Origin of the sequence: Pusillimonas sp. MFBS29 (assembly GCF_020687695.1) — a bacterium.
Taxonomy (GTDB): domain Bacteria; phylum Pseudomonadota; class Gammaproteobacteria; order Burkholderiales; family Burkholderiaceae_B; genus Pusillimonas_C.
The window spans coordinates 118,684-142,359 of record NZ_JAJEWL010000008.1 but is presented as its reverse complement, the minus strand read 5'-3'; the positions used below and the strand labels follow the sequence as shown (position 1 = coordinate 142,359).

General features: G+C 58.9%; 22 protein-coding genes and 1 pseudogene. 13 read left to right on the top strand and 10 right to left on the bottom strand.

The window, feature by feature from the left end; genetic code table 11:
* Nucleotides 1–33: 33 nt before the first annotated feature.
* The 4 genes from LKR43_RS12980 to LKR43_RS12965 are packed head-to-tail and all read right to left on the bottom strand — an operon-like array spanning nucleotide 34 to nucleotide 2,927.
* On the bottom strand, nucleotides 34–474 hold the full coding sequence (locus LKR43_RS12980) for a CopD family copper resistance protein (protein ID WP_227684490.1): 441 nt from the start codon (nucleotides 472–474) through the stop codon (nucleotides 34–36).
* The gene (locus LKR43_RS12975; protein WP_227684489.1) at nucleotides 471–1,166 is read right to left on the bottom strand and encodes an ATP-binding cassette domain-containing protein; all 696 of its coding nucleotides are present in this window, start codon (nucleotides 1,164–1,166) and stop codon (nucleotides 471–473) included. The genes LKR43_RS12980 and LKR43_RS12975 overlap by 4 nt, the downstream gene beginning before the upstream one ends.
* The gene (locus tag LKR43_RS12970) at nucleotides 1,159–1,929 is read right to left on the bottom strand and encodes an ABC transporter permease (RefSeq protein WP_227684488.1); all 771 of its coding nucleotides are present in this window, start codon (nucleotides 1,927–1,929) and stop codon (nucleotides 1,159–1,161) included. The genes LKR43_RS12975 and LKR43_RS12970 overlap by 8 nt, the downstream gene beginning before the upstream one ends.
* A gap of 8 nt (nucleotides 1,930–1,937) precedes the next feature.
* Nucleotides 1,938–2,927, bottom strand: coding sequence for an ABC transporter substrate-binding protein (locus LKR43_RS12965; RefSeq protein WP_227684487.1), 990 nt, complete (start codon nucleotides 2,925–2,927; stop codon nucleotides 1,938–1,940).
* Nucleotides 2,928–3,191: 264 nt separating this feature from the next.
* Between LKR43_RS12965 and ilvD the strand changes: the two genes are divergently transcribed.
* Nucleotides 3,192–4,877: a dihydroxy-acid dehydratase gene (gene ilvD, locus LKR43_RS12960; RefSeq protein WP_227684486.1), complete on the top strand. Its 1,686-nt coding sequence runs from the start codon at nucleotides 3,192–3,194 to the stop codon at nucleotides 4,875–4,877.
* Nucleotides 4,878–4,921: 44 nt separating this feature from the next.
* On the opposite strand, the gene LKR43_RS12955 is transcribed toward ilvD, so the two are convergent.
* Entirely contained in the window at nucleotides 4,922–6,133 is a 1,212-nt protein-coding gene (locus LKR43_RS12955; protein ID WP_227684485.1) for an MFS transporter, read from the bottom strand.
* A 98-nt stretch (nucleotides 6,134–6,231) separates the two neighbouring features.
* Between LKR43_RS12955 and nadE the strand changes: the two genes are divergently transcribed.
* Nucleotides 6,232–7,065, top strand: coding sequence for an ammonia-dependent NAD(+) synthetase (nadE, locus tag LKR43_RS12950; protein ID WP_370632116.1), 834 nt, complete (start codon nucleotides 6,232–6,234; stop codon nucleotides 7,063–7,065).
* Nucleotides 7,066–7,098: 33 nt separating this feature from the next.
* Here the strand turns inward: nadE and LKR43_RS12945 are convergent, their stop codons facing one another.
* Nucleotides 7,099–8,151, bottom strand: coding sequence for a cytochrome-c peroxidase (locus LKR43_RS12945; RefSeq protein WP_305080629.1), 1,053 nt, complete (start codon nucleotides 8,149–8,151; stop codon nucleotides 7,099–7,101).
* Between the two features lie 195 nt (nucleotides 8,152–8,346).
* On the opposite strand from LKR43_RS12945, the gene LKR43_RS12940 reads away from it, so the two are divergent.
* A complete protein-coding gene (locus LKR43_RS12940) occupies nucleotides 8,347–9,090 on the top strand; it encodes a TSUP family transporter (protein ID WP_227684484.1) in 744 nt (247 codons plus the stop codon).
* A 55-nt stretch (nucleotides 9,091–9,145) separates the two neighbouring features.
* Here the strand turns inward: LKR43_RS12940 and LKR43_RS12935 are convergent, their stop codons facing one another.
* The gene (locus LKR43_RS12935) at nucleotides 9,146–9,427 is read right to left on the bottom strand and encodes a peptidylprolyl isomerase (protein ID WP_227684483.1); all 282 of its coding nucleotides are present in this window, start codon (nucleotides 9,425–9,427) and stop codon (nucleotides 9,146–9,148) included.
* Nucleotides 9,428–9,536: 109 nt separating this feature from the next.
* On the opposite strand from LKR43_RS12935, the gene LKR43_RS12930 reads away from it, so the two are divergent.
* The 4 genes from LKR43_RS12930 (at nucleotide 9,537) to LKR43_RS12915 (ending at nucleotide 13,475) form a co-directional block, all read left to right on the top strand.
* Complete coding sequence (locus LKR43_RS12930) at nucleotides 9,537–10,319, top strand: uracil-DNA glycosylase (RefSeq protein ID WP_227684482.1); 783 nt, start codon at nucleotides 9,537–9,539, stop codon at nucleotides 10,317–10,319.
* Nucleotides 10,320–10,449: 130 nt separating this feature from the next.
* Nucleotides 10,450–11,577, top strand: a complete 1,128-nt coding sequence (locus LKR43_RS12925) for an aminotransferase class V-fold PLP-dependent enzyme (protein WP_227684481.1) — start codon at nucleotides 10,450–10,452, stop codon at nucleotides 11,575–11,577.
* A gap of 66 nt (nucleotides 11,578–11,643) precedes the next feature.
* Nucleotides 11,644–11,865, top strand: a complete 222-nt coding sequence (locus LKR43_RS12920; protein ID WP_227684480.1) for a YgdI/YgdR family lipoprotein — start codon at nucleotides 11,644–11,646, stop codon at nucleotides 11,863–11,865.
* 119 nt (nucleotides 11,866–11,984) lie between these two features.
* Nucleotides 11,985–13,475: an MFS transporter gene (locus LKR43_RS12915; RefSeq protein ID WP_227684479.1), complete on the top strand. Its 1,491-nt coding sequence runs from the start codon at nucleotides 11,985–11,987 to the stop codon at nucleotides 13,473–13,475.
* A 14-nt stretch (nucleotides 13,476–13,489) separates the two neighbouring features.
* Here LKR43_RS12915 and LKR43_RS12910 read toward each other — a convergent pair whose 3' ends face one another.
* The 3 genes and pseudogenes from LKR43_RS12910 to LKR43_RS12900 all read right to left on the bottom strand — a co-directional run.
* Nucleotides 13,490–14,749 carry an FAD-binding oxidoreductase gene (locus tag LKR43_RS12910; RefSeq protein ID WP_227684478.1) on the bottom strand — a complete coding sequence of 420 codons (1,260 nt, stop codon included), beginning with the start codon at nucleotides 14,747–14,749 and terminating at the stop codon, nucleotides 13,490–13,492.
* 24 nt (nucleotides 14,750–14,773) lie between these two features.
* Nucleotides 14,774–15,850 (bottom strand): bifunctional DNA-binding transcriptional regulator/O6-methylguanine-DNA methyltransferase Ada, encoded by a 1,077-nt coding sequence (gene ada / locus LKR43_RS12905; RefSeq protein WP_227684477.1) that lies wholly within the window; start codon nucleotides 15,848–15,850, stop codon nucleotides 14,774–14,776.
* Between the two features lie 108 nt (nucleotides 15,851–15,958).
* A pseudogene (locus tag LKR43_RS12900) lies at nucleotides 15,959–17,200 on the bottom strand (GntP family permease); the annotation flags it as partial.
* A gap of 151 nt (nucleotides 17,201–17,351) precedes the next feature.
* On the opposite strand from LKR43_RS12900, the gene LKR43_RS12895 reads away from it, so the two are divergent.
* The 6 genes from LKR43_RS12895 (at nucleotide 17,352) to LKR43_RS12870 (ending at nucleotide 23,667) form a co-directional block, all read left to right on the top strand.
* Nucleotides 17,352–18,143 (top strand): IclR family transcriptional regulator, encoded by a 792-nt coding sequence (locus LKR43_RS12895; RefSeq protein ID WP_227684476.1) that lies wholly within the window; start codon nucleotides 17,352–17,354, stop codon nucleotides 18,141–18,143.
* A 192-nt stretch (nucleotides 18,144–18,335) separates the two neighbouring features.
* Nucleotides 18,336–19,259, top strand: a complete 924-nt coding sequence (locus LKR43_RS12890; RefSeq protein ID WP_227684475.1) for a tripartite tricarboxylate transporter substrate binding protein — start codon at nucleotides 18,336–18,338, stop codon at nucleotides 19,257–19,259.
* 31 nt (nucleotides 19,260–19,290) lie between these two features.
* Entirely contained in the window at nucleotides 19,291–20,748 is a 1,458-nt protein-coding gene (locus tag LKR43_RS12885; protein WP_227684474.1) for an aldehyde dehydrogenase family protein, read from the top strand.
* On the top strand, nucleotides 20,745–22,295 hold the full coding sequence (locus LKR43_RS12880; RefSeq protein WP_227684473.1) for an AMP-binding protein: 1,551 nt from the start codon (nucleotides 20,745–20,747) through the stop codon (nucleotides 22,293–22,295). The genes LKR43_RS12885 and LKR43_RS12880 overlap by 4 nt, the downstream gene beginning before the upstream one ends.
* Before the next feature lie 13 nt (nucleotides 22,296–22,308).
* Nucleotides 22,309–22,695 (top strand): hypothetical protein, encoded by a 387-nt coding sequence (locus tag LKR43_RS12875; RefSeq protein ID WP_227684472.1) that lies wholly within the window; start codon nucleotides 22,309–22,311, stop codon nucleotides 22,693–22,695.
* 51 nt (nucleotides 22,696–22,746) lie between these two features.
* On the top strand, nucleotides 22,747–23,667 hold the full coding sequence (locus LKR43_RS12870) for a DUF808 domain-containing protein (protein WP_227684471.1): 921 nt from the start codon (nucleotides 22,747–22,749) through the stop codon (nucleotides 23,665–23,667).
* The last annotated feature ends 9 nt before the right edge of the window (nucleotides 23,668–23,676 follow it).

The following is a 23,676-nucleotide window of genomic DNA, read 5'->3' as shown; positions in this document are numbered from 1 at the left end:
GTGTTGTGCCTGTGAAAAAAAGATCGGTGGGTATCACCAGTGCAGGTAGAACATCGCCTTGGCCAGCAAAACGATGCCTACCATGTGACAGAACACGCTGATGTGGATGTACTTGAAATGTACGGAGCGCAGCTTGCCTTTCTTTCCCAGGGTCATGGCGGTCAGGAAGTGCCCGAAAACACTCAGGGCCAGAACGATCTTGATGGTCAGCAGCAACCCGAAACTGCTGTCCAGCGGATGTGCCAGGGCGCCACGGTGATACCAGGCCATGCCTATCCCGGCGCTGTACAGCACCAGCAGCACCCATGGCATCAGACTGCGTGCCCTTGTGGCGATGGCGGTTTCCATGGTGCGCATGACCTCGCGCGGCACATGCTTGCGCACCCCTTCCAGGAATATGACTTCGAAAAAAACCGTGCCGATGAAGATCAGGGCGGCAAACAGATGCAGGGTTAACAGGATTGGATAACTCATGGAGATAAGGGCTCTTGGTTTAGCAAAGTACGATGCAGCAAGTGGGCGACTTCCTGGCGACTGGCTGCGGAGTCGCCCAGTTCAAATGACTGGATTTTCTGGTCGGCAATCAGTATGCAGCGTTCGACCATTTCGACCAGTTCGTGGGGGTGATGGCTGATGCACAGCATGGCTGCGCCGGTGTCGGCGGCACATTGCACGCAGAGCTTGCCCAGGTCGGCGCGCAGGGCCGGATCGAGCGCGCTGAAGGGTTCATCCAGCAGCAACAGATCGGGTTCCAGCGCAAAGGCGCGGGCCAGCGAGGCGCGCTGGGCCATGCCGCCGGACAGCTCATGCGGCCAGGCCTGTGCGGAAGCGGCCAGCCCTACCCGGGCCAGCCAATGTTCGGCGCGGACCTGCGCCTGACGGGCGGAAAGGCCCGCCGCCAGCAAGGGAATTTCTATGTTCTGGTGAATGCGGCGCCAGGGCAGCAGGCGCGGCTCCTGGAAAACAAGCAGCGGGTGTCGGTAGCTATTGATGCAGGCGCCGCTGCTGGCGGCCAGCAGGCCGGCCGCCATTTTCAGCAGAGAACTTTTGCCTGTGCCGCTGGCGCCAAGAATGCCAACACGCTCGCCTGGGCGCAGAGCGAAATCTATGCCGTCCAGGACGGCAACCTTTCCGAAGTTCAATGAGACGGCGCACAACTCAAGCATGGCTGGGCTCCTGCCATTGGGTCAGGCGGCGCTGCACCGGTTGCAGCAGTGCGAACTCAAGCACTGCCACCAGCAACAGGATCAGAATGACCCAAGCGTAAAGCTCGGCGCTGTCAAAGGTGCTGCGTGCATTGGCCAGGGCGAAACCGGCGCCACTGTTGGCGCCCAGCACTTCGGCCATGACCACCAGCCGTACGCCGCCGCAGGTGGCGATCAGAAGCGCAGCCGTCAGGGGCGCGGCGAGGGCGGGCAGATAAAGATGGCGCAGCCGCAGCCAGGGTCCGAAGCGATAGACGTGTGTCATTTCGACCAGCGACCTGTCGACCAGCAGCATGCCCTTGACCGTATTGACGTACATGCCGGGTATCATCATCAGCACGGTTATGAAGATCACCATGGACGAGCCCAGTCCGAACCAGAGCATGGCCAGCACCACCACAATGACCGGGGGGATGGCCATGAGCAGCCAGCGCAGCGGCTCGAGCAATCCGCGCAGCCTGGCGTTATGGCCGGCCAGTACACCCAGGAAAAAGCCAATCAGGCAACCCGTGCCCACGCCTATGACTATGCGTGTCAGGCTGGCGCCGGCATGCTCGCGGAAAGCCTCGCTTTGTACCAGCGTGACGGCTGCGCGCAGTGCCTGCATGGGCGTGGCCATCAGCAAGGGCCCCATGTAGCGGGCGGTTAGCTCCCAGCCAAGCAAAATGAGCAGTACACCGATCAATGACCAGAGCCGCGAGGTGCGTTGCGGCTTTTTTGGCATGACGTTTTTCATGGTCCGTAGAACGCTGCGTCGGGCAGTCGGCCGCCTATGGCATCAGGGTTATGCTTGCCCAGCAAGGAGTAAAGCGCTTCCAATTGTGGCCGCACACTGCTGGCCGAACGGCTGTCCAGGCGGGTGGTTCGGATGGCATTTTCAACGGCTTCGGCGGGCAGATGGGGAATGTGGGCATGCACTAGCTGGGCGCAGGCCTGGGGCTGCTCTTTGCACCAGGTGGCCGAACGTGCATAGGCTTGCTCTACGGCACGGCTTAGCTCGATGTCGTTGGCGACGGTTGAGTTGGCCATGATGCCGGCCTGGGGCAGCTCGGCCTGTTCGGGGAAGCTGAGGCGCCAGCTGGACTCGAGGCTTTCGACTTTGCGCAGCGGCGCTCCGTTCTGCTGCCGATTGCGCCATACCAGCAGTGAAGCCGTGGGTTCGACCAATAAGGCGTTCTGGCCCTGGCCGGTAAGCATGAGGGCGATTGCGTCTTGCGCGTCCCGGGTGTGGCGCAGACTGACCTGCTGATCGGCGGGAAAGTTCTGCTTGGCCAGCAAGGCCTCGAGCAGGGCGGCAGGCAAGTCGCGCTGAAAAGGCACCAGCAGTTCACGGCCGGCCAGGTCGGCAAAGGTATTGACTTCAGGGTCGCGGCTGACCAGCCATAAAATACCCCAAACCGATATATTCAGCAGTCGTACAGGCGCTCCGCGGTTGGCCATGAGCGCCGGCAGATTGCTGGGTGATGCGCTGAAATCGATTTCTTTCTTGGCCAGCAGAACGCGCAGTTGATCGGGACTTTGCCACAGCTGGAAATTCAGCTTGTCGGTGTACTCGGCCAAGGCGCCGGTTTCGACCATATGCAGCAAGGGGTAGGTGACTACTGCGGCGGGGCCGGCCAAAGTCAGGGATTTGTATTTTTTGGCTGCCTGAGCCGGAGACGCTGCCGTCGCCAGACCCAAAAACAGGCTGAGGGCCAGTGTGGCATAGCGTTTGTACAGCATTTTTTGGCCGATCCTATTGTTAACGATTCTCAGTTATGGATGATTGCATGCTTTCTTGTGGGCATCCATGATGCAAGTCAAGTTTGGCCGGGATAGTCGCCGGCTGCCAGCATGCCGATAGGGTGTAGTACCGACCTTGCCGGGCTCTAAAAGCCTGCGTATGCGCCCGCTCAAACTGGAAATGGAATAAACTAATTCAATCTCAGGCAGGCCGGTCCGCCAGACGGCGCCTGCAATTCAATGGTCTGAAATACAAGGAAGGTAATGAGCTCGTCCAAACGTCTGCGGTCCGCCAATATCACCCAGGGGCCGGCCCGCGCGCCCAATCGTTCCATGTACTACGCCCTGGGCTACAAAGAAGAAGATTTCAGCAAGCCCATGGTGGGTGTGGCCAACGGGCACAGCACCATTACGCCCTGTAACAGCGGCCTGCAGAAGCTGGCCGACGCGGCCATCGAGGCCATCGAGGCTTCAGGTGGTAATGCCCAGGTTTTTGGTACCCCCACCATTTCCGATGGCATGGCCATGGGCACCGAAGGCATGAAGTACTCGCTGGTCTCGCGCGAGGTCATTGCCGATTGCGTCGAAACCTGCGTGCAGGGCCAGTGGATGGACGGCGTGGTGGTTATCGGCGGCTGCGACAAAAACATGCCGGGCGGCATGATGGGCATGTTGCGCGCCAACGTGCCGTCCATTTATGTGTACGGCGGAACCATATTGCCGGGCCGCCTGAACAACAAAGACCTGAACATCGTCAGCGTCTTCGAGGCCGTGGGTGAAAACGCCGCCGGACGCATGAGCGACCAGGAGCTCAAGCAGATTGAGTTGCACGCGATTCCCGGGCCGGGTTCCTGCGGCGGCATGTATACCGCCAACACCATGAGCTCGGCCTTCGAGGCTTTGGGCATGAGCCTGCCGTATTCGTCCACCATGGCCAACGTGCACGATGAAAAAACACAATCGGCGGCTGAATCCGCCCGTGTGCTGCTCAAGGCCATTGAACTCGATCTGAAACCGCGCGACATCGTTACCCGTAAATCCATAGAAAACGCTGTAAGCGTGGTAATGGCAACCGGTGGCTCAACCAACGCCGTGCTGCATATTCTGGCCATCGCCCATGCGGCTGGTGTGGAATGGACCATCGACGATTTCGAGCGTGTGCGTCAGCGCGTGCCCGTCATCTGCGACCTCAAGCCCAGCGGCCAGTATCTGGCGGTCGATTTTCACAAGGCGGGTGGCGTGCCGCAGGTCATGAAGATGCTGCTGAACGCCGGCCTGATCAACGGCGATTGCATGACCATTACCGGACAAACGATTGCCGAGCAACTGGCCGATATCCCCGATACACCCAGCGCCGATCAGAAAGTTATCCGCACGCTCGACAAAGCCTTGTACAAGCAGGGCCATCTGGCCATTCTGAAAGGCAATCTGTCGCCCGAAGGCGCCGTGGCCAAAATCACGGGGCTGAAAAATCCGGTCATTACAGGCCCTGCACGTGTGTTTGACGACGAGCAGTCCGCGCTCCAGGCCATTCTCGACGGCAAGATCAAGGCGGGCGACGTCATGATTCTTCGTTATCTGGGGCCCAAGGGCGGGCCCGGCATGCCGGAAATGCTGGCACCTACCGGAGCCCTGATAGGTGCCGGTCTGGGCGATTCCGTGGGTCTGATCACCGACGGCCGGTTCTCTGGCGGAACCTGGGGCATGGTGGTGGGTCACGTGGCGCCGGAAGCGGCCGTGGGTGGCACCATTGCCCTGGTGGAAGAAAACGATTCCGTCACCATCGACGCGCATCAGCTGTTGCTGCAGCTGAACGTGCCCGAAGCCGAAATCGAAAAACGGCGTGCCGCATGGAAGGCTCCGGCACCGCGCTATACGCGTGGTGTGCAGGCCAAGTTCGCCTTCAATGCGTCTACGGCCAGCACGGGCGCCGTGCTCGATAACTTCTAGAACAGAGCATCAGGCCCGGTCGTTGCCGGGCCGAAAGCACGAGTTTACTTGCCGGCGGGGGCCGCGAATGCGGCCCGGTAGCGCCAGAGCAGCCACAGACAGACCGCCACAGGTACCGTCAGCGATGCGAAGGCCGCACCATAGCTGCCCGTCAGGCTGGCAATCAGGCCGAACAAAGGCGGCCCGACCACAACCCCCAGAAAAGTCATCGACAGCGTACCGCCCGTGGCGATGCTGGCCTGCCCTGCGGGTGCCTGGCGCGCCACTTCAGCCAGGTATACGCCATTCCAGCCTATGGCGCTGCTTCCAAAAATGGATAGCACCAGCAGTATGAGCCAGTACGTATTCATGTATTGCAGCAAAGGCGTGATCAGGGCGCAGATACCGATAATCAGCGCCAGGCAGGCCAGCATTCTGATCGGCCCAAGAAATCGATCTGACATATAGCCCCATAGCAGGCGTCCGGCAACGCCCGCCATTTGCGCGACCGCCAGGATGAAGCCGGCCACAATCAGGCCTATGCTCAAGTCTTCGTGCAGGTAAGTCACCATGTAGGTCGTGAGCGATACTTGCGAGATGGAGAACAGAAAAGACACGGCGGCCATGACAGCCAGGCTGCGATGACTGAAAACGAGTTTCAGCGGGCCTGCCAGCCCGTTGCCGAAGGAAAGGCGTTGTGCCGGATTCCGGTCGGCATCAAGAGCGGCGCAAAGTGGCTGTATGCATAGTGCGCACAGCAGGCTGACGAGTGCAACGATCAGAAAGGCCGATTGCCAGCCCATAATGCCGCTGAGCCCCGGCACGACTACGCCGGCCAGTATGCCTCCAACCGGCACGCCTGTTTGCTTGATGGAAAACACAAACGACATGCGGTGTGCCGGCGTGCTCAGTGCCAGCAAATGAGAGCTGGCCGGTGTAATGGGGCCGTATCCCAAACCAATCAGCAAGGCCCCGGCAGCCGAAGCGAACGGCGAGGCGATGGCGCAGACCGAAACCCCGATCGCACACAGAATCAGACCCGCCTGGCTGGCACGTATGGCACCGAACCGTCGTACCGCGCCGCCGGCAAGCAGGCTGGCCGTCATGGCGCCGGCATAGGCGATCGCGATATACAGGCCCACATAAGCTGCAGATATGCCGAGGGATTCAGCAACGGCAGGGGCGACTACTGGCAAGGTGATCAGGCACATGGAGACCAGCGATTGCACGGCCAGGGTAGCCGCCAGCACGATGCTGGTTGAGGGTGTAGCGCTCATGGGGAGAAAACCTGTATTGTTCTGTGTCGTATCATAGCCCTGCAGGCTGCGCAGATGTAGGCGCAGTGCCTCCGATCTCACTTTGGAAAGAAAATATCGTGCACAATTGCGACCCCCTTGCCGTTCAGAATGACATTATTGCTGACCTGCGTGTCGACCGCGACTTCAACGCGGAACGTGAAATAGAACGCCGGGTGGCTTTCCTTGCGGATTACCTGCTTTCCACAGGCGCGCGGGCCCTGGTGCTGGGAATCAGTGGCGGTGTGGATTCCCTGGTGGGCGGTTTGCTTTCCCAGCGCGCTGCCGAGCGCGTGCGCAAGCAGGGTGGTGACGCCACGTTCGTAGCCATGCGCCTGCCTTATGGCGAGCAGCGCGACGAGCCTGATGCCCAGGCCTCACTTGAATGCATAAAGCCTGATCGCCTGTTTACAGTGAATATCAGACCGGCTGCCGATGCCATGCTCAATGAGGTGCTGGCCAGTGGGACGGTTTTTCGTGATGCGGCCCATCAGGATTTTCTGCACGGAAATATCAAGGCGCGTCAGCGCATGATCGCGCAGTATGCCGTGGCGGGGGCGCATGGTGGCCTGGTCGTGGGCACCGATCACGCAGCCGAAGCCCTGATGGGTTTCTTCACCAAGTTTGGCGATGGTGCTGCCGACCTGACACCGCTGACCGGCCTGAACAAACGTCGCGTAAGGGCGCTGGCCAGAACCATGGGTGCCCCCGAATCCCTGGTCATGAAAGTGCCTACCGCCGACCTTGAAACACTGACGCCGCTCAAGCCCGACGAAGACGCCTTTGGCGTCAGTTACGACGAAATTGATGACTTCCTGGAAGGCAAGCAGGTATCTGAGCGAGCGTACGAGACCATAGTGCGCATTTACCGCGGGTCGGAGCACAAGCGGTCACTGCCCAAGTTCCCGCTATAAGAGAACGGCGCCCCTTGGGCGCCGATCGTAAGCTTACTGCTGAGGCTTGGGCGTAGCCGCCGTGCTGCGTGGCAATGTGGGATAAACCACTTGTGGCTGATCGCCTGTCAGGGTGTGCAGGAACTGGGTAATGGCCTTGACCTCGTCATCGTTCAGCTCGTGGCCCAGCTGGCTGGAACCCATGATGGCGACGGCCTGTTCCAGATCCCATACTTCGCCGGTGTGGAAGTAGGGTGCGGTCAGGGCAATATTGCGCAAAGGGCCTGCACGGAATACATATTCGTCAGAGGCGGTGTTGGTGACGGTGAAACGACCTTTATCGCCCGGGGGCAGGATATCGGCACCGGGTTTCTTGATGACGCCAAAGGGGAAATAGCCTTGCCCACCCAGGTTGATGCCGGAGTGGCAGGCGACGCAGCCTTTGTTGATGAACAGGCCAAGCCCGTTCAGCTCAGAGGCATTGAGGGTGGGTTTGCCCGCAAGGTATTGGTCAAACCGGGAATTCGGCGTGACCAGCGTGCTTTCAAAGGCTTCGATGGCCTTGGCCATGTTGTCGAAAGAGACAGGGTCTTGTTCGTTGGGGAAGGCGCGACCGAAGAACTCCACGTATTCGGGAATGCTGCGCAGGGTTTCTTCCACATACTCGGGTGTAGCATTCATTTCCACGCTGGCCTGCACCGGGCCCTTGGCCTGTTCGGCCAGGTCTTTGGCGCGGCCGTCCCAGAACTGGGCCACATTGAATACGGCGTTCAGTACGGTTGGTGAGTTGCGAGGCCCGGCCTGCCAGCCGTGGCCTATCGATGTGGAAATATTGTCGGCTCCGCCGGTACCGACACTGTGGCAGGTATTACAGGTGATGATCTGGCTGCGTGACAGCCGCGGTTCAAAGAACAGCCATTTACCCAGTTCTATCTGTTCGGATGACAGATTTTTTTCCTTGATGACGACTTCCATTTCGGGAATGGGCTTGAACAGCTGGCGAGCAGTTTCCCGTAGCTGGTCTGTGGGTTGAGTTTCTGCGCTGACTGCAGAGGCGCCCAGGGCGAGCGCAGCGCACAAAGTGGAAATTAAAAGCTTTCTTGACATGGTGATCCCCTTAGTGTTGCTGGTAATTACCCTAATGTTGGCATGGGTATTTTTACCTTGTGTTGACGGGAATCAAGCCAGCGCAGTTCTCAGCCGCCGGCGGGCTTTGTTGCAGTTGGCTGCAGTGCCTGGCGGCGGCACTATATAATTTTCCGCCATGCGACGGCGGTTGTGCGTAAGGTAAGGATATATATAGTGCAAACAGGCTTATTGGCGGTATTGGCGCTTTCGGTGCTGGGAACCTCTTTCTTGTCGGGTGTGTTCGGCATGGCCGGCGGCATGGTGCTCATGGGTATCCTGATTGCGGTAGTGCCCGTATCGACAGCTATGGTGCTGCACGGTACCGCACAGATGACCTCCAACGGCTGGCGAGCCATACTTTGGCGACGCAATGTTGATTTCCGGATATTCGGCCGCTATATCCTGGGTTTGCTGGCCGCCGGACTGCTGTTTTCGTTCGTGGGGTTCGTGCCCGACCGGGCGATGGTGCTCATCAGCCTGGGTATTGTTCCGTTTTTTGCCGTGCTGGTGCCTGCGCGCTATGTTCTGCAGGCCAGCAGCCGCTGGGGGGCGGAAGTGTGCGGGTTTGTAAACGTCAGCATGCAGTTTATTGCGGGTGTGTCGGGGCCTTTGCTGGATATTTTCTTTGTGCGCAGCGAGATGGACCGGCGTTCGGTGGTGGCCACCAAGGCGGCCTGCCAGACCGTGTCCCACCTGGCCAAGCTGATCTATTTTGCACAGCTCATGCAGGGTGACAGCGGGGCCGAGGAAGTGGCGATGGTGATCGCAGTTGTGATGGCCATAACGGGCACCACACTTAGTAAATTCGTACTTGAAAAACTGACGGACAGTCAGTTCAGGCGCTGGACCAAGGGGTTGGTGATGACGATCGGGGTGGTGTATTTGGTGCAGGGCATATACGTGCTGGCAACGCGCTAGGCAGCGCAGGCCGGCCGCACCGGCCCCCGGGGTTGGGCGCCGGTGCGGTGCGCTTTTAGTCCTGGCGGCTGGTCACTTCGACCAAGTGATAACCAAACTGGGTTTTTACCGGGCCTTGCACGACGTTCACAGGCGCGCTGAAAACGACCTCGTCGAATTCCCTGACCATTTGGCCACGGCCAAATGTGCCCAGGTTTCCGCCATCGCGGCTGGATGGGCAACTGGAGTTTTCACGGGCTACTTGTGCAAAATCGGCGCCGCCTTCAATGGCGGCCTTGAGCTCCTGGCATTTCTCTTCGGTGGAAACAAGAATGTGGCGAGCTGAGGCTTGGGTCATAGGGATACTCCTTCATAAAGATTCCAACAGAATAACTTAATTGCCCGGTCTTGTTGGGTGTGTTCAGAAACAGTTACCCCACAGCGGGCTGTGCTAGCATCTGATTCCTATGGATAACGACCAACTTTCCAAGGCGCAGCCGTCTGCCTCCGATCCGGTGCAAAACGCCTTTCAGGGTGATTTGCTGGCGCAGGCTGCCAGTTTGCCTCCGAGCTGGCAGGACGCATTTTCGAGCATGCGGGAACAGCAAACGCTGCTTGATCTCGATGGTTTTCTGGACCAGCGCTTGCAGGAAGGTGCACAAATCTTTCCTTTAAGGCCCTTCAGGGCTTTGCTTGAAACGGCACCAGAGCAGGTCCAGGTGATCATTCTGGGGCAGGACCCATACCACGGGCCTAACCAGGCTCAGGGGCTGGCCTTTTCTGTTCCCGACTTCTGCCGTATTCCGCCCAGTCTGAGAAATATGTTCGCCGAACTGGCCAAAGAGTATCCGGATGGTTTTGCCAAGCAAAGTCATAGCCTGGTGCGCTGGGCCAGGCAGGGCGTGCTGTTGTTGAATACGGCGCTGACCGTGGAAGCGCACCAGCCTGCGTCGCACGCAAAACGCGGCTGGGAAGTGATCACTGATGCGATCATCAGCCGGGTGCTGCGCGAATCCCGGCCCAAAGTCTTCCTGCTTTGGGGGGCGCATGCCCAGTCAAAAGAAATGCTGCTGCAGGCACAGCCGCCCGCCGGGCCGGTGCTGGTGCTCAAGGCCAATCATCCCTCTCCCTTGTCGGCCACGCGTCCGCCGCGTCCTTTCATGGGCTGCGGCCATTTCCGCCAGGCCAATGACTGGCTGCGCGAGCGTGGCGAGACTGGCATAGACTGGCTGGGCAATGGTCTTGCATAAGACAGGCCGCTAGTCCCGGCAACTATGGTCTACAATCGGTCGAAAAACCCGTCGCAGCCAGTCTGCTGCGCCAACGCCTGGCGCCACGGTAGCTGCTGCGTTCGTATACTCATTTCCGGAGATATCCACCATGCCCAGTCTCTTGCCCAATGTCGATCCCGATGGATTGCTGGAATACTCGGTTGTATATACCGATCGTGCCGTCAATCATATGTCGAACGCCTTCCAGGGCGTCATGAAGGATATTTCAAGGGTACTGAAGCAGGTTTACAAGGCCTCGTCGGCCATTGTGGTTCCGGGTAGCGGTACCTTCGGCATGGAGGCGGTGGCACGCCAGTTCGCCACGAACAAGCGTTGCCTGGTCATACGCAATGGCTGGTTCAGCTACCGTTGGACCCAGATTTTCGATATGGGCGGCATTCCGTCGGAATCCATCGTGCTCAAGGCGCGCCCGGTCAGCGGCGAACACCAGGCACCGTTCACGCCCGCGCCGATTGAAGAGGTGGTAGCAGCCATCAGGCAACACAAGCCCGATCTGGTATTTGCACCGCATGTGGAAACCGCCTCGGGCATTATTCTGCCGGATGACTACCTGCGCCAGGTCGCCGATGCCGTGCATGCCGAAGGCGGCTTGTTTGTTCTTGACTGCATTGCGTCCGGCACCATCTGGGTCGACATGCAGGCTACCGGTGTCGATATCCTTATCAGTGCGCCACAAAAGGGCTGGACGGGATCCGCTTGCTGCGGGCTGGTCATGCTGAGCGAACAGGCGCGCAAGCGTATCGATGACACGGTCAGCTCGAGCTTTGCCTGCGACCTGCGCAAGTGGCTGCAAATCATGGAAGCCTATGAAAACGGCGGCCATGCGTACCATGCCACCTTGCCTACGGATAGCCTGACGATCTTGCGTAATGTCATGCTTGAAACCGAGGCTTATGGTTTCGACAAGGTCAAGGCCGAGCAGCAGGAACTGGGCGATTCCGTGCGTGCGTTGCTGCGCCGCAAAGGCTACAAGAGTGTGGCTGCCGATGGCTACACGGCACCGGGTGTTGTGGTCAGCTACACCGCCGACGACGGCATCCATTCCACCAAAAAATTTGCCGCAGTAGGCTTGCAGGCCGCCGCCGGCGTGCCGTTGCAGTGCGACGAACCGAGCGACTTCAAGACGTTCAGGCTAGGCCTGTTCGGGCTCGACAAACTGCACAATGTCGAGCGTACAGTGGCCAGACTCGAACAAGCGCTGGATGCCATTGCTTAAACAGCCTTACAGTATGTAGTACGGCGTTTTGCTACCGTGAAAATGTACTTTTTCACGGAGCATACTATGACGTTGAATAAATTCTTACTGGCTTTTGCGATTGCGGGAGCAGGGGTGGTGGCAGGATGTTCCACCCCCACCGAAATCACGACCAAAGACGGACAAACCACCATGACGGCGGACGAGCCCGAAATCAACGAAGACAAGGGCTTTGTCACATACGAAAAGGATGGCAAGGAAGTCCGCACCAACACGTCTGAAGTTAAACAAATCGAAGAAGTGAAATAAGACCGGCCGGGTGCGCCGCCGTGTAGCGGCACGCCCGGCAACCTGACCCCATACCGACACGCAGACACAGCTCCAGAGAATCAGTTACGATCCCGTCTTGTGCTGCCTCAAGAGCTTTCATGCGTGACAATCATGCAAATCGCTGGCTGATCCTGGCCATTATTTCCAGTGCCCTGTTTCTGATCGTCATGGACATGACGATCCTTTACACGGCGCTGCCCACCCTGACTCACGATCTGCGCGCGAGTGCGTCCGAAAAGCTTTGGATAGTCAATGCTTACGGACTGGTCGTGGCCGGCCTGCTGCTGGGCACGGGTACGCTGGGCGACCGTCTGGGCCACAAGCGTTTGTTCGTGGCAGGGCTGGTCGTCTTCGGGCTGGCATCGCTATCGGCAGCCTTTTCCGTAACACCGGCGCTGCTGATTGCGTCGCGTGCGCTGCTGGCGGTGGGGGCGGCCATGATGATGCCCGCTACCTTGTCCATCCTGAGGCTGGTTTTTATCGATGACAGCGAGCGTGCCATGGCCATCGGCTTGTGGGCTGCCGTTGCATCGGGTGGAGCGGCATTCGGGCCCGTCCTGGGCGGCGTGCTGCTGGAGCATTTCTGGTGGGGGTCGGTCTTTCTCATCAACGTCCCGATAGTTCTTGTGGCTTTGGCGCTGGCAGTGTGGTTGATTCCTGCGCAAGCCGGCAACCCGGATCGCAAGTGGGATATGACCGGCTCCCTGCTGGTCATGGCGGGGCTAATCGGGCTGGCCTACGCCATCAAGGAGCTGGGTAAGCCGGTTCCCTCTTTCCAGGACATGCTTATCGCGGCTGTTATTGGCAGTGTGTTCATGACCTTGTTCGTGCGCCGCCAGCGCCGTAGTACCGAACCCATGCTTGATTTCGCCATTTTCCGGCACCCTGGGTTCGGTGTTGCCGTGCTCTCGGCGCTGGTGGCGTCGATAGCCTTGATGGGCATGGAGCTGGTCTATATGCAACGGCTGCAACTGGTGCTGGACATGTCGCCCCTGGAAGCGGGCATCTTTATCTTGCCCTTGCCACTGGCTTCATTTATTTCCGGTCCTCTGGCGGGGCGCTGGCTGCCTCGTATCGGCAGTCGAAAAATGTTGACCGGCAGCCTGTTTGTGTCGGGCCTGGGCATGGCCGGCTGCATGCTGTTTTACGACGCACCGATGTTGCCACAACTGGTAATTCTGTTCGTGTTGGGCTTAGGCCTGGGCGCTGCCATGACCGCGGCTTCCTCCACAATTATGGATAAGGCACCGCCAGATCGCGCAGGCATGGCGGCTTCGATCGAGGAGGTCTCGTATGAACTCGGTGGAGCCATAGGCGTTACCTTGATGGGCAGCATCCTATCCGCGGTATACGATGCCGTTCTTGAGTTGCCTGCGGACTTGCCCGCTGGTCACCTTGTGCGTGACAGTCTGGACGAGGCTTTGCGTACGGCTGAAACCATGTCCCCGGAAGCGGCCGGCAACTTGCTTAATCTGGCCAGGGGAGCCTTCGACCAGGGCTATGCCGCTGTAATGGGCAGCTGCGCGGCGCTGCTGTTGCTGGTTGCCGTAACGGTCTGGCGACGATACGGACGAGGGGCAGGGCAATAAAAGTCAGTGCCCGTTTATGCCTGAAACCGTTCTGCCGCATAAGGATCGAGGCTGACATCTGGGGTCTGGCCGCATAGGGCCTGGCTTAGCAATTGGCTGCTGATGGCCGACATGGTCAGACCCAGATGGCCATGACCAAAATTCAGCCATAACCCCTTCAGTTTTCTGGCTGGCCCCAGCACCGGCAGCGAGTCGGGCAGACAGGGACGGTGCCCCATCCATGATTGCGCCTGGGACGATGTATTCAATTCGGGAAACAACAGCTTGCCATAACGCAGCAGTGGCTCAAGACGCTGTTGCGTTGGAGGGCGGTTCAGTCCTCCAAACTCTACTGTGCCGGCCAGTCGCAATCCGGCTTCCTGGGGCGAGACGAATATCTTGCGATCGGCGGCGACGACTGGCCTGCTCAGGGAAATGCCGCTGTCGGCCAGGGTCAGGTGATAGCCGCGCTGGGTTTCAAGGGGGATCTTGTAGTCCGCCGTTTCCAGGAGTTTTGCCGACCATGCGCCGGCGCATACGATGACGTGGTCGGCGTGGTAGCTATTCTGGCCGGCTGCTATTCCGGTGACACGCTGCCCGTCAATTTTCAGCGCCTGTGCTTCGTCACGCAGAAACTCAACACCGTCTGCGGCCAGGGCGGCGGCAATAGTCTGGGCCTGGCGCAGTGGATTCACGACCATGCCCTGGTCGGGCATGAAATAGCCAAACTGATAATGTGGCCCGACCTGGGGTTCCAGGCTGCATATCTGCTGATGATTCAACGTTTCGACCTGTACGCCATGCTCGCGCCGCAAGGTCCAGCCCCCACTGTCCTTGGCAGCGGCCTGCTCATCGGGATACACATGAAGCTGCCCGGTGATCTGTATAAGGTCCTCGTGGCCCAACTGGCGCATCACTTGCTGGTGGCTGTTTATGGCAGGCGCCAGCAGCTGCTTGAGCGCCCTTGAGATGGCGGCAACATGATCGGGCCTTGAGGCTCGTATGAAGCGCAGCAGCCAAGGGGCGGCCGACAGCCAGTAATGCGGCGGCACCGACAAAGGGCCCGAGGGATCCAGCAACATGCGCGGTGCCTGGCGCACAATGCCTGGCATGCCCAGCGGGGCCACAGAGGCTGAACTGAGTGCTCCGGCATTGCCTGCAGAGCAGCCCATACCGGGTTCTGCGCGATCCATGATCTGAACACGCCAGCCGGCCCTGTGCAGGTGATAAGCCGTATAAAGGCCGACGATGCCGGCTCCGATGATGATGGCGTGTGGTGTGGCTTGTTGGGTCATTGCCTGGCAGTACTCATGAAGTATTCAATCTGAGATTTCACGCTTCAGCAGTGCCCGCTTGCGCTCCACGCCCCAGCGATAGCCCGAGACGTCACCGTCGCGCCGCAACACGCGATGACAAGGAATGGCCACCGCAATGCAATTGGCCCCGCAGGCACTGCCTACCGCCCTGACTGCCTTGGGATGGCCGATGCGTCGGGCAAGCTCACTATAGCTGATGGTGGTCCCGGGGGGAACCTCACGCAATGCTCTCCAGACCCGCTCCTGGAAAGCGGTGCCGCGTATGTCCAGCGGCAGGTTCAGGCCTAGTGCCGGAGTTTCGACAAAGCCAACAACCTGGGCAACCAGCTTTTCAAAACCCGCATCGCCGCCAAGCAGTTCGGCTTTGGGGAATTGATCCTGCAAGCTTCGTACAAGGGCGTCGGGATCATCGCCCAGAAAGATGGCACAAATGCCGCGCTGACTTTGCGCCACGAGGATTGCGCCCAGCGAGCACTGGCCGACCGCAAAACGTATGGCTGCGCCGGTACCGCCAGACCGGTAGCTGCGCGCTGGCATGCCCAGCATGTCGTCTGCCGTTGAGTAGAAACGGCTGCTGGAATTGAATCCCGCCTGGTAAAGCGCCTCGGTGACGGTGGTGTCGCTGCTGTGCAATTGCTTGCGCAATCTGCCGGCGCGATCGGCCGAGATATACGCTTTGGGTGTCAGGCCTGTTTCAGCCTTGAACAGCCGGTGAAAGTGAAATGGACTCAGGCCGGCCTTAGCGGCAAGGTCGTCCAGGCTGGGCGGTGTCGGGCTGGACTGAATCAGACGGCAGGCATGTTGCACCATTTCGCTGCGCTCTGCCGCAGCGCGCGTCTGGTCGCCCTTGATGCGGCGACTGGCGCGATAACCCGCCATTTCCGCCGCCACGGGCGTATCGAAAAATTCAATATTTTCGCGTTTGGGCAGGCGTGCCGAGGCGCTTGGACGACAGTACACGCCCGTTGTGCGAACGGCATAGACAAAGTGCGAGTCGGCACCGTGATCGCGTGCCTGCACGGCACGCCACCGAGCCTCGTCGGTGGCGTAGTCATCAGCAGAAGTAGAAGCTGGAATCATATTGGATACCTGGAAAGCCTGTGAACGCTTACCAGAGTAATCCTAAACCAGAACGGGACAAATCCGCTTCTTGCGATTGAATTCCTGGTAGGTGGCAAACTGGCTTTTTCAGAAGCTGCCGAAAATCGTACCCAGCGTAATCACGGAAATCAGTGCGATCAGGGGAACGCCCATGGTGACGGCGGCGATGTTCAGGTAAGACTGCCTGTGGGTCAGGTTGCAGATGGCCAGCAGCGTGATGATGGCGCCGCAATGGGGCAGGGTGTCGAATCCGCCGGCTGCCATGACAGCCACGCGGTGCATCAGCTCGGGGCTGATGCCGGCTTCCTGCGCCATGCGCAGATAGTCCGCCCCCAGGGTTTGTAGGGCAATGCTCAGGCCGCCCGACGACGAGCCGGTGATGCCCGCCAGCACGTTCATGGCGACAGCTTCCGAAATCAGGGGGTTCCCGGGGGCTACGTTCAACACGGCATCGCGAATAATGGCAAAGCCCGCCAGGCTGGCGATGACCGCGCCATATCCCACCTCGGAGGCGGTATTGAACAGCGGTAACATGAAGCCGAAAATACCCTTGTTGATGGTTTCCTTAAGGTTGCTCCAGTGCCCCAGACGCGATACGACCAGTGTCACGCAGGCAACGACCAGCGCGATGATTAGCGCCCAGAGCCCCGTCATTTTTGCCGGCGACACATTGGGGAATCTGTCTGCCAGGACAGTCAGATCCATTCCGGGGAAAACGATATAGGTGAACAGGCCATTGACGGCGATCACCAGGAACAGTGGCAAAACAGCCAGTGCCAGGGGCATTTGCGACATGGCGCTATCATGTTCGTTCGGTTGTGTGTCTTGGGCTTCTGCTTCGACATGCCGACCATAGCCTTCACCCTTCAGGCGGGCTGCTGCCGCGCGCGAACGCAGCCACCATAATCCGCCACCCAGCATGATGCACGATGCGATGATGCCCAAGCCGGGGGCTGCGAATACATTGGTGCCGTAATAGGGAATGGGGATGGCGTTCTGTATGGCCGGGGTGCCGGGTAAAGCCGTCATGGTGAAGGTGAACGAGCCCAGCGCAATCGAAGCCGGTACCAGGCGCTTGGGAATGTCTGCCGTGCGGAACAGGTCGATCGCGATCGGATAAATCGCAAAAGCCACCACGAACAGCGATACGCCACCATAGGTAAGCACGCTGCAGGCCAGTACAACAGTAATGATGGCATGCTTGTGACCCAGTCTGCCGACAATCCAGCGCGAAATGCTGTGTGCAGCACCCGAGTCGGCCATCAATTGGCCAAACAGGGCGCCGAGCAGGAAAATTGGCAGAAATTGCAATACATAGCCGCTAAGGGCGGCTTGGGCAGGGCAACGGCAAGTTTAACAGGCACTTGTGACGTCTCTTGCAGGCAGGCGTGCGCGTAATGGGAAGTTACGTATTTATGACTTTACCTGGACCCGAGTCCGTCATATACTAAATTTAGAATATCATTCTAATATTTGGAATATGGATAAAACCCTGGCAAAAGGCCTCTCAGTACTCGAGTTTCTGGTCAACAGCGATGCGCCTTGCAGTGTGTCGGATGTTGCCAGGGCATTTTCGCTGGTTCCCAGCAATGCCCATCGCACCCTGAAAACACTGCTTGAGCTGGGCTACATACAGCAAGTGGCCGATTCCCGCTACGAACCCAGCCTGTATCTGTTTGAACTTGGCTCCCGGGTGGTCGGCGCCCGCGACATACGCCAGGTCGCACACCAGGCCATGTCGGCGCTAGCCTCGGATACGCTCGAAACCATACATCTGGTCGTCCGTGATCGTGACCATGTCATTTATCTGGACAAGGTCGACAGCCCGCAACCGGTTGCGGCTTATTCCCGCATCGGGGGGCGGGCGCCCGCGCAATGTGTGGCAAGCGGGAAGGTCTTGCTTGCCATGGCAATGCCGGCCAACGATGGGCAGATATTGTCGTGGCTTCAGCACGAGGTGCCGACACTGGAGGCACATACCACTGCCAGCCATACCACCTACGAGGCGTTGCGTGACGACCTTTGCAAGGTTCGAGAACTGGGCTATGCCATGAACAGTGGTGAATGGCGCGCAGACGTCTCGGGGCTTGGGGCGCCAGTGTTCGACAGCCGGGGAGTCGCCGTGGGTGCGCTCGGAATCAGCCTGCCCAGTGTGCGGGCTACGCCGGAACGCTTGCCTGAATTGATTGAACCCTTGTGTGTGGCTGCGGCCACCACTTCGGAGCTGCTGGGCTATCGCGCGGGTATCCGCCGGTCCGGCACTCATTATTGATACGAAAGAACTCGAGCAGAACATGACAACAAGAGGTTAATCACAAGCCGCCAGTCTGGCGGCAACACCGGCAAGGAGACAACAATGTCTATTCCAGCGTTGAACAGTGGTTCCCGTAGTGGCAGTCAGTTCCAGAAATCTGGTCGTTGGTCAAAATTAGCTGCAGGAATGGCTGTGGCGACTGGTCTGACCATGACCGCACCAGTTGTCATGGCCGACAACTGGCCCGATCGCCCCATACGCATGGTGGTTCCATATCCTCCAGGTGGTGGCACCGATATCATTGCCCGAATCATGCAAGAGGATCTCAGCAAGCAGCTTGGGCAGACGGTAGTGATAGAGAATCGCGGTGGCGCCGCCGGCATGATAGGTACCGAAGCGGTAGCGCGTGCGGATCCTGATGGCTATACCGTCTTGTTTACCTTGTCGTCGCACACTATCAATCCCGCCATCTACAAGAAGCTGAACTTCGACACCGCCAAAGACTTTGCCCCCGTATCGATGGTTGCCTCCTTACCCCAGATTCTGGTTGCCAATAAACAGTTTTCGGCCAACAACGTCGCCGAGCTGCTTGAACAGGCCAGGGCCAAACCAGGCGAAATTTCATATGGGTCGGTAGGCAATGGTTCGCCCAGCCACATAGCCGGTGAACTGTTGGGCTTGCGCACCAATACCAAAATGCAGCATATCCCCTATCGTGGCGGTGGGCCGGGCATCAATGATGTGCTGGGCAATCAGATTCCGTTGCTGTGGGTGTCGATTCCTGCCGCGGCAGGTTTCGTCAAGACTGGACAGCTGAAAGCCCTGGCAGTGTCCACAGCGAAACGCAGTCCTATGTTCCCCGATGTACCCACGATACAAGAGTCTGGCGTTCCTGATTTCGAAGTGGATTCCTGGTATGCCATGTTCGTGCCGAGCACGACGCCACAGCCGGTTATCGACCGTCTGGCCAAGGCAGTATCAGTGACTGTGCAAAAGCCGGAAATCAAAGAGAAGCTGCTTGGTCAGGGAGCCGAGGCTGTAGGCAGTACATCGGCGGAACTGAACGAGGTCGTTACCACCGAACTGACCAAATGGGCTTCTTTGGCCAAAGAGGCTCACATCCAGATTAATTAACGTATACAGACATTACAGGAGTATTGGCATCATGCAGAAGTTACCGTCCGATTTACCCTTGCGCACCGACGATGAGGCTATGGCTCAAGTGGCTGAGTTGGTGCAGCGTGCACGTCACGCCCAGCAGGCCATCGATCATTACACACAGCAGCAAGCGGATGATCTGGCGGTGGCGTGCGGGTGGGCCATTATGGAGCCCGACCGCAATCGCAAGCTGGCCGAGCTTGCCGTACACGATACGGGCCTGGGCAATGTGCAAGACAAGATCACCAAGAACCATCGCAAGACCTTGGGCTTGCTGCGCGATCTGCAGCGTGCCCGTACCGTAGGGGTGGTGTCAGAGTCTCCCGAGCTCGGCCTGATCGAGTTTGCACGACCCGTAGGTGTGGTGGCGGCGATTACACCGTCCACCAACCCTGGTGCGACCCCTGCAAACAAGATCATCAACGCGCTGAAGTGCCGGAATGCCGTCATCGTTGCCCCTTCTCCGAAGGGGGTAAGTACTTGCAGAATGCTGCTGGGCTATATTCACGACGAGCTTGAACGCACCGGTATGGATCGCGATCTTGCCGAAGGTCTGGTGCAAATGTTGCCGTCTCCGGTATCCAAGGCACTGACCCATGCACTGATGATGCAGGCTGATCTGGTGGTGGCCACCGGCAGCCAGGCCAATGTGCGTGCGGCCTATCTCAGTGGTACCCCGGCGTTTGGTGTCGGAGCCGGCAACGTTGCCAGCATCGTTGATGCCACGGCCGACCTGAAGGCTGCCGCTGAACGGATCATGCTGTCCAAGACTTTTGACAACGCGACGAGCTGCTCGTCCGAAAACAGCGTTATTGTCGATGAATCCGTTGTCGACCAATTTGCCGCGGAGTTTGCGAGGCTTGGCGGCGTTTTGCTTGACGCGGAAGAAAAGACAGCATTGCAGGCGACCATGTGGCCGGAAGGCAAGTTGTCTGCCGCAGTTACCGGCAAGTCGGCCGGTGTGATTGCATCGACTGCCGGCTTGCAGCGCCCGGAACTGACGCAGGCCAAGGCATTGCTGGTGGAAGAAGATGGTTTTGGCCCTGATCATCCGTTCTCAGGTGAGAAACTGTCTCCGGTCCTGACGCTGTACCGCAGCCGTGATCGCGCGCATGCCGTTCAGATCGTCGCCTCGATCTATGCGTATCAGGGGGCGGGGCACTCGGTCAGCCTGCATATAGATCCTGCCCAGGCCGATGCACCATCCAGACACCTGGCCGAAGCACTGCCCGTTGCCCGCGTCATCGTCAATCAGCCTCATACTGTGGCCACCGGCGGCAGCTTCGAGAACGGGCTGCCTTTTTCGCTATCCATGGGTTGCGGTACCTGGGGCGGCAACAATTTCTCTTCCAATATGGACTACCGGCAGTACTTGAACACCACACGGGTAGTGTTCCCGATAGCGGGCAGCGAGCCCACCGAGGAACAAATCTTTGGCTCTTTCTTTGACAGGTTCGGAAGATGAAAATCCATACTGCCCAGACTTTGCAGGAACAGCTTCGCCTTCATGCGCAACAACAGTCCGAAGCATTGTTTCTTATTGCACCCGAAAACGACCGGCGCCTGAGCTACGGAGAACTGGCGCAGCAGACCGGGCGCTTTGCCCGCTGGGCGGCAGGCGCGGGCCTGAAGCCGGGTGACCGTATTGCCATGCTGCTGCCCAATGGCATGCAGGCGGGTTTGATATTTCTGGCGGCGATGGCCACCGGCCACGTTATCGTGCCGTTGAACCTGCTGGCCACGCCTGCACAATTACTGCATTGCCTGCGCCACAGCAAGGCACGTAAGGTCATTACCTGTGAGGATCTGGTCGATTCCGTTCAATCTGTTCTTCCGCAGCTCCCGGAAGCCCAGGCGATACCGGAAATCATTCAGGTGGATCCTGATGCAGCGCAGTTCGAGTTTGACGGGCCGTCGCTGGAGCACGCCCCGGCCCCCGGGCCAGATGACATTGCTCTGCTGATGTACACATCCGGCACCACAGGCGTGCCCAAGGGGGTGCCGCTCAGCCACGCCAATCTGCTGCACGGAGCACGCTCCGTGGCCCAATGGCATGGTCTGGGTCCTGATGACCGAGTGCTGTCGGCATTGCCTCTTTATCATATCAACGGACAAGTCATCGCGACACTGACGCCTTTTATTTCGGGCGGCAGCATTGTTGCACCACGACGTTTCAGTGCCAGCCGCTGGTGGGAGTTCGTTGAACGCTATGAATGCACCTGGCTGAATATGGTGCCCACCATCATTGCCTATTTGCTCAATGCGGAACCCGCCGCCACTGACGGGTCGCATACCAGCGTCCGTTTTGGACGGTCCGCATCTGCGCCGTTGCCGGTAGAGCATCACCAGGCTTTTGAGCAACGCTTCGGCGTGCCTGTCATCGAGGCCATGGGCATGACCGAAACCTCGTCGGTGATCTTCTGCAATCCTCAGGATCCGGCCGGCAGACGCTATGGCTCACCCGGTTTGCCCTGCGGCGTTGAGGCGCGGGTTGCCGGTAAAGATGGCGGGAATGCGGCAGATGGCGAGATAGGTGAGGTCATGCTGCGTGGTCCCAACGTCATGCAGGGTTATCTCGACAACCCCGAAGAAACCGCCAAGGCCTTCGATTCCGATGGCTGGTTGCGCACGGGTGACCTGGGCTATCGTGATGCCGAGGGCTATTACAGAATCACCGGCCGTATCAAAGAGCTGATCATCAAAGGCGGAGAGAACATAGCACCACGCGAAATCGACGAAGCCTTGCTGGGGCATGCGGCCGTGCTTGAAGCGGCTGCGGTGGGGTTGCCCGATGAAAACTACGGGCAGGAAATCTATGCGGCGGTTACCCTCAAGCCCGGTGCGCTGGTCGACGAAGCAGAACTGCTGGTACATTGTCGTAGCGCCTTGGGCTCATACAAATCGCCGCGTGAAATTCGTATTATCGATGAGCTGCCCAAAGGGCCTTCGGGTAAAGTGCAGCGTTTGAAACTGGTTGATCTCTGGGCTGAAACGGAGGTCAGCCCAACCTAGGAATGTGTCAGCAATGCCTTCTCTGCGCACGGCGTGCCCGCCGGGTTCCTGCATTTGCGATCGAGAGCAACTGCTGTCCAGTCCCGATAGCGACATGCGGGTGCTGTGGCTGACACGTGAAGAAGAAAAGCGTCTGATTATGCGGCTGGAGCGAGTTTCCAGCCTGGCTGACCTGCGCCATGTGCAGGCGCTCATCTACAAGCAGCTGGGCGTGGAGGTGCAGGTCACCGTGGGCCCGAACGAGGTGCGGACGGTTATGGGCTTGAATATCGAGGTAATCGAGAAGCCGGGGTTGTGCAGGAAAGTGCGCAGTTCCATTCCCGCGGCAATCCGGCGCGGTCTTGCAGCCAACGAACAGATCGTATACGACTTGCTCGACGAAGACGGATTGTTTGGCTAACGGCCGCCGATTGCATTATTATGGTTTGATCTGCAAACACCCAGGAAATCAATGGCCGGTGCAAGCCTGTTAGCCTTGCTTGATGACATAGCAAGCGTACTCGATGACGTAGCCCTGCTGACCAAGGCAGCAGGAAAGAAAACAGCCGGCGTTTTGGGTGACGATATTGCGCTGAATGCCCAGCAGGTCAGCGGTGTGGTGGCCAAGCGCGAGTTACCCGTGGTCTGGGCGGTCGCCAAGGGCTCCTTCCTGAACAAGCTCATCCTGGTGCCGGCCGCATTGGCCATCAGCGCATTCTTTCCCGTTGCAATTACGCCCTTGCTGATGCTGGGCGGGCTATACCTGTGCTACGAAGGGGTGGAAAAAGTCCTGCATAGCCTTTTTCATCGGGAAGACCGCGCTCATCTTGATGCTAATAGCCTGAAGGCCGATGTGGCATCGCCCGAAGGCGTGACGCCTGAACAAGCCAAGATCAAAGGGGCCATCCAGACCGATTTCATATTATCGGCCGAAATCATTGCCATTACCCTGGGTACAGTGGCTACGGCCCCCTTTGCAACGCAAGCAACCGTGGTCTCTGTCATTGCCTTGATCATGACGGTAGGGGTCTATGGATTTGTGGCGAGTGTGGTCAAGCTGGACGACGCAGGGCTTTATCTCAGCCAGCGCTCAAGCGTCATACTGTCCGCAACAGGGCGCGCAATACTTTCCGTGGCTCCCTACCTGATGAAAGGGCTGTCCATAGTCGGTACGATCGCCATGTTTCTGGTGGGCGGGGGCATATTGGCCCATGGCTTGCCAGGCTTCGAAGCGTGGTTGCACAATTTGCTGCCCACCGCCGATAGCTGGCCGGGTTTTATCGCAAATTTACTGGCGGTGGCGGGCCCCACACTGGCCAATGGCATGCTGGGTGTGGCTGCCGGGTTTGTCGTGCTGGGCCTGGTCAAGGTCGTGCAGCGCCTGCGCAAATAGCACGGCGCG

Excerpts from the sequence above, each read along its gene's own strand:
- LKR43_RS12980 (WP_227684490.1), bottom strand. The coding sequence starts at position 474 with ATGAGTTATCCAATCCTGTTAACCCTGCATCTGTTTGCCGCCCTGATC.
- LKR43_RS12975 (WP_227684489.1), bottom strand. The coding sequence starts at position 1,166 with ATGCTTGAGTTGTGCGCCGTCTCATTGAACTTCGGAAAGGTTGCCGTC.
- LKR43_RS12970 (WP_227684488.1), bottom strand. The coding sequence starts at position 1,929 with ATGCCAAAAAAGCCGCAACGCACCTCGCGGCTCTGGTCATTGATCGGT.
- LKR43_RS12965 (WP_227684487.1), bottom strand. The coding sequence starts at position 2,927 with ATGCTGTACAAACGCTATGCCACACTGGCCCTCAGCCTGTTTTTGGGT.
- ilvD (WP_227684486.1), top strand. The coding sequence starts at position 3,192 with ATGAGCTCGTCCAAACGTCTGCGGTCCGCCAATATCACCCAGGGGCCG.
- LKR43_RS12955 (WP_227684485.1), bottom strand. The coding sequence starts at position 6,133 with ATGAGCGCTACACCCTCAACCAGCATCGTGCTGGCGGCTACCCTGGCC.
- LKR43_RS12945 (WP_305080629.1), bottom strand. The coding sequence starts at position 8,151 with ATGTCAAGAAAGCTTTTAATTTCCACTTTGTGCGCTGCGCTCGCCCTG.
- LKR43_RS12935 (WP_227684483.1), bottom strand. The coding sequence starts at position 9,427 with ATGACCCAAGCCTCAGCTCGCCACATTCTTGTTTCCACCGAAGAGAAA.
- LKR43_RS12930 (WP_227684482.1), top strand. The coding sequence starts at position 9,537 with ATGGATAACGACCAACTTTCCAAGGCGCAGCCGTCTGCCTCCGATCCG.
- LKR43_RS12925 (WP_227684481.1), top strand. The coding sequence starts at position 10,450 with ATGCCCAGTCTCTTGCCCAATGTCGATCCCGATGGATTGCTGGAATAC.
- LKR43_RS12920 (WP_227684480.1), top strand. The coding sequence starts at position 11,644 with ATGACGTTGAATAAATTCTTACTGGCTTTTGCGATTGCGGGAGCAGGG.
- LKR43_RS12915 (WP_227684479.1), top strand. The coding sequence starts at position 11,985 with ATGCGTGACAATCATGCAAATCGCTGGCTGATCCTGGCCATTATTTCC.
- LKR43_RS12910 (WP_227684478.1), bottom strand. The coding sequence starts at position 14,749 with ATGACCCAACAAGCCACACCACACGCCATCATCATCGGAGCCGGCATC.
- ada (WP_227684477.1), bottom strand. The coding sequence starts at position 15,850 with ATGATTCCAGCTTCTACTTCTGCTGATGACTACGCCACCGACGAGGCT.
- LKR43_RS12895 (WP_227684476.1), top strand. The coding sequence starts at position 17,352 with ATGGATAAAACCCTGGCAAAAGGCCTCTCAGTACTCGAGTTTCTGGTC.
- LKR43_RS12890 (WP_227684475.1), top strand. The coding sequence starts at position 18,336 with ATGACCGCACCAGTTGTCATGGCCGACAACTGGCCCGATCGCCCCATA.
- LKR43_RS12885 (WP_227684474.1), top strand. The coding sequence starts at position 19,291 with ATGCAGAAGTTACCGTCCGATTTACCCTTGCGCACCGACGATGAGGCT.
- LKR43_RS12880 (WP_227684473.1), top strand. The coding sequence starts at position 20,745 with ATGAAAATCCATACTGCCCAGACTTTGCAGGAACAGCTTCGCCTTCAT.
- LKR43_RS12875 (WP_227684472.1), top strand. The coding sequence starts at position 22,309 with ATGCCTTCTCTGCGCACGGCGTGCCCGCCGGGTTCCTGCATTTGCGAT.
- LKR43_RS12870 (WP_227684471.1), top strand. The coding sequence starts at position 22,747 with ATGGCCGGTGCAAGCCTGTTAGCCTTGCTTGATGACATAGCAAGCGTA.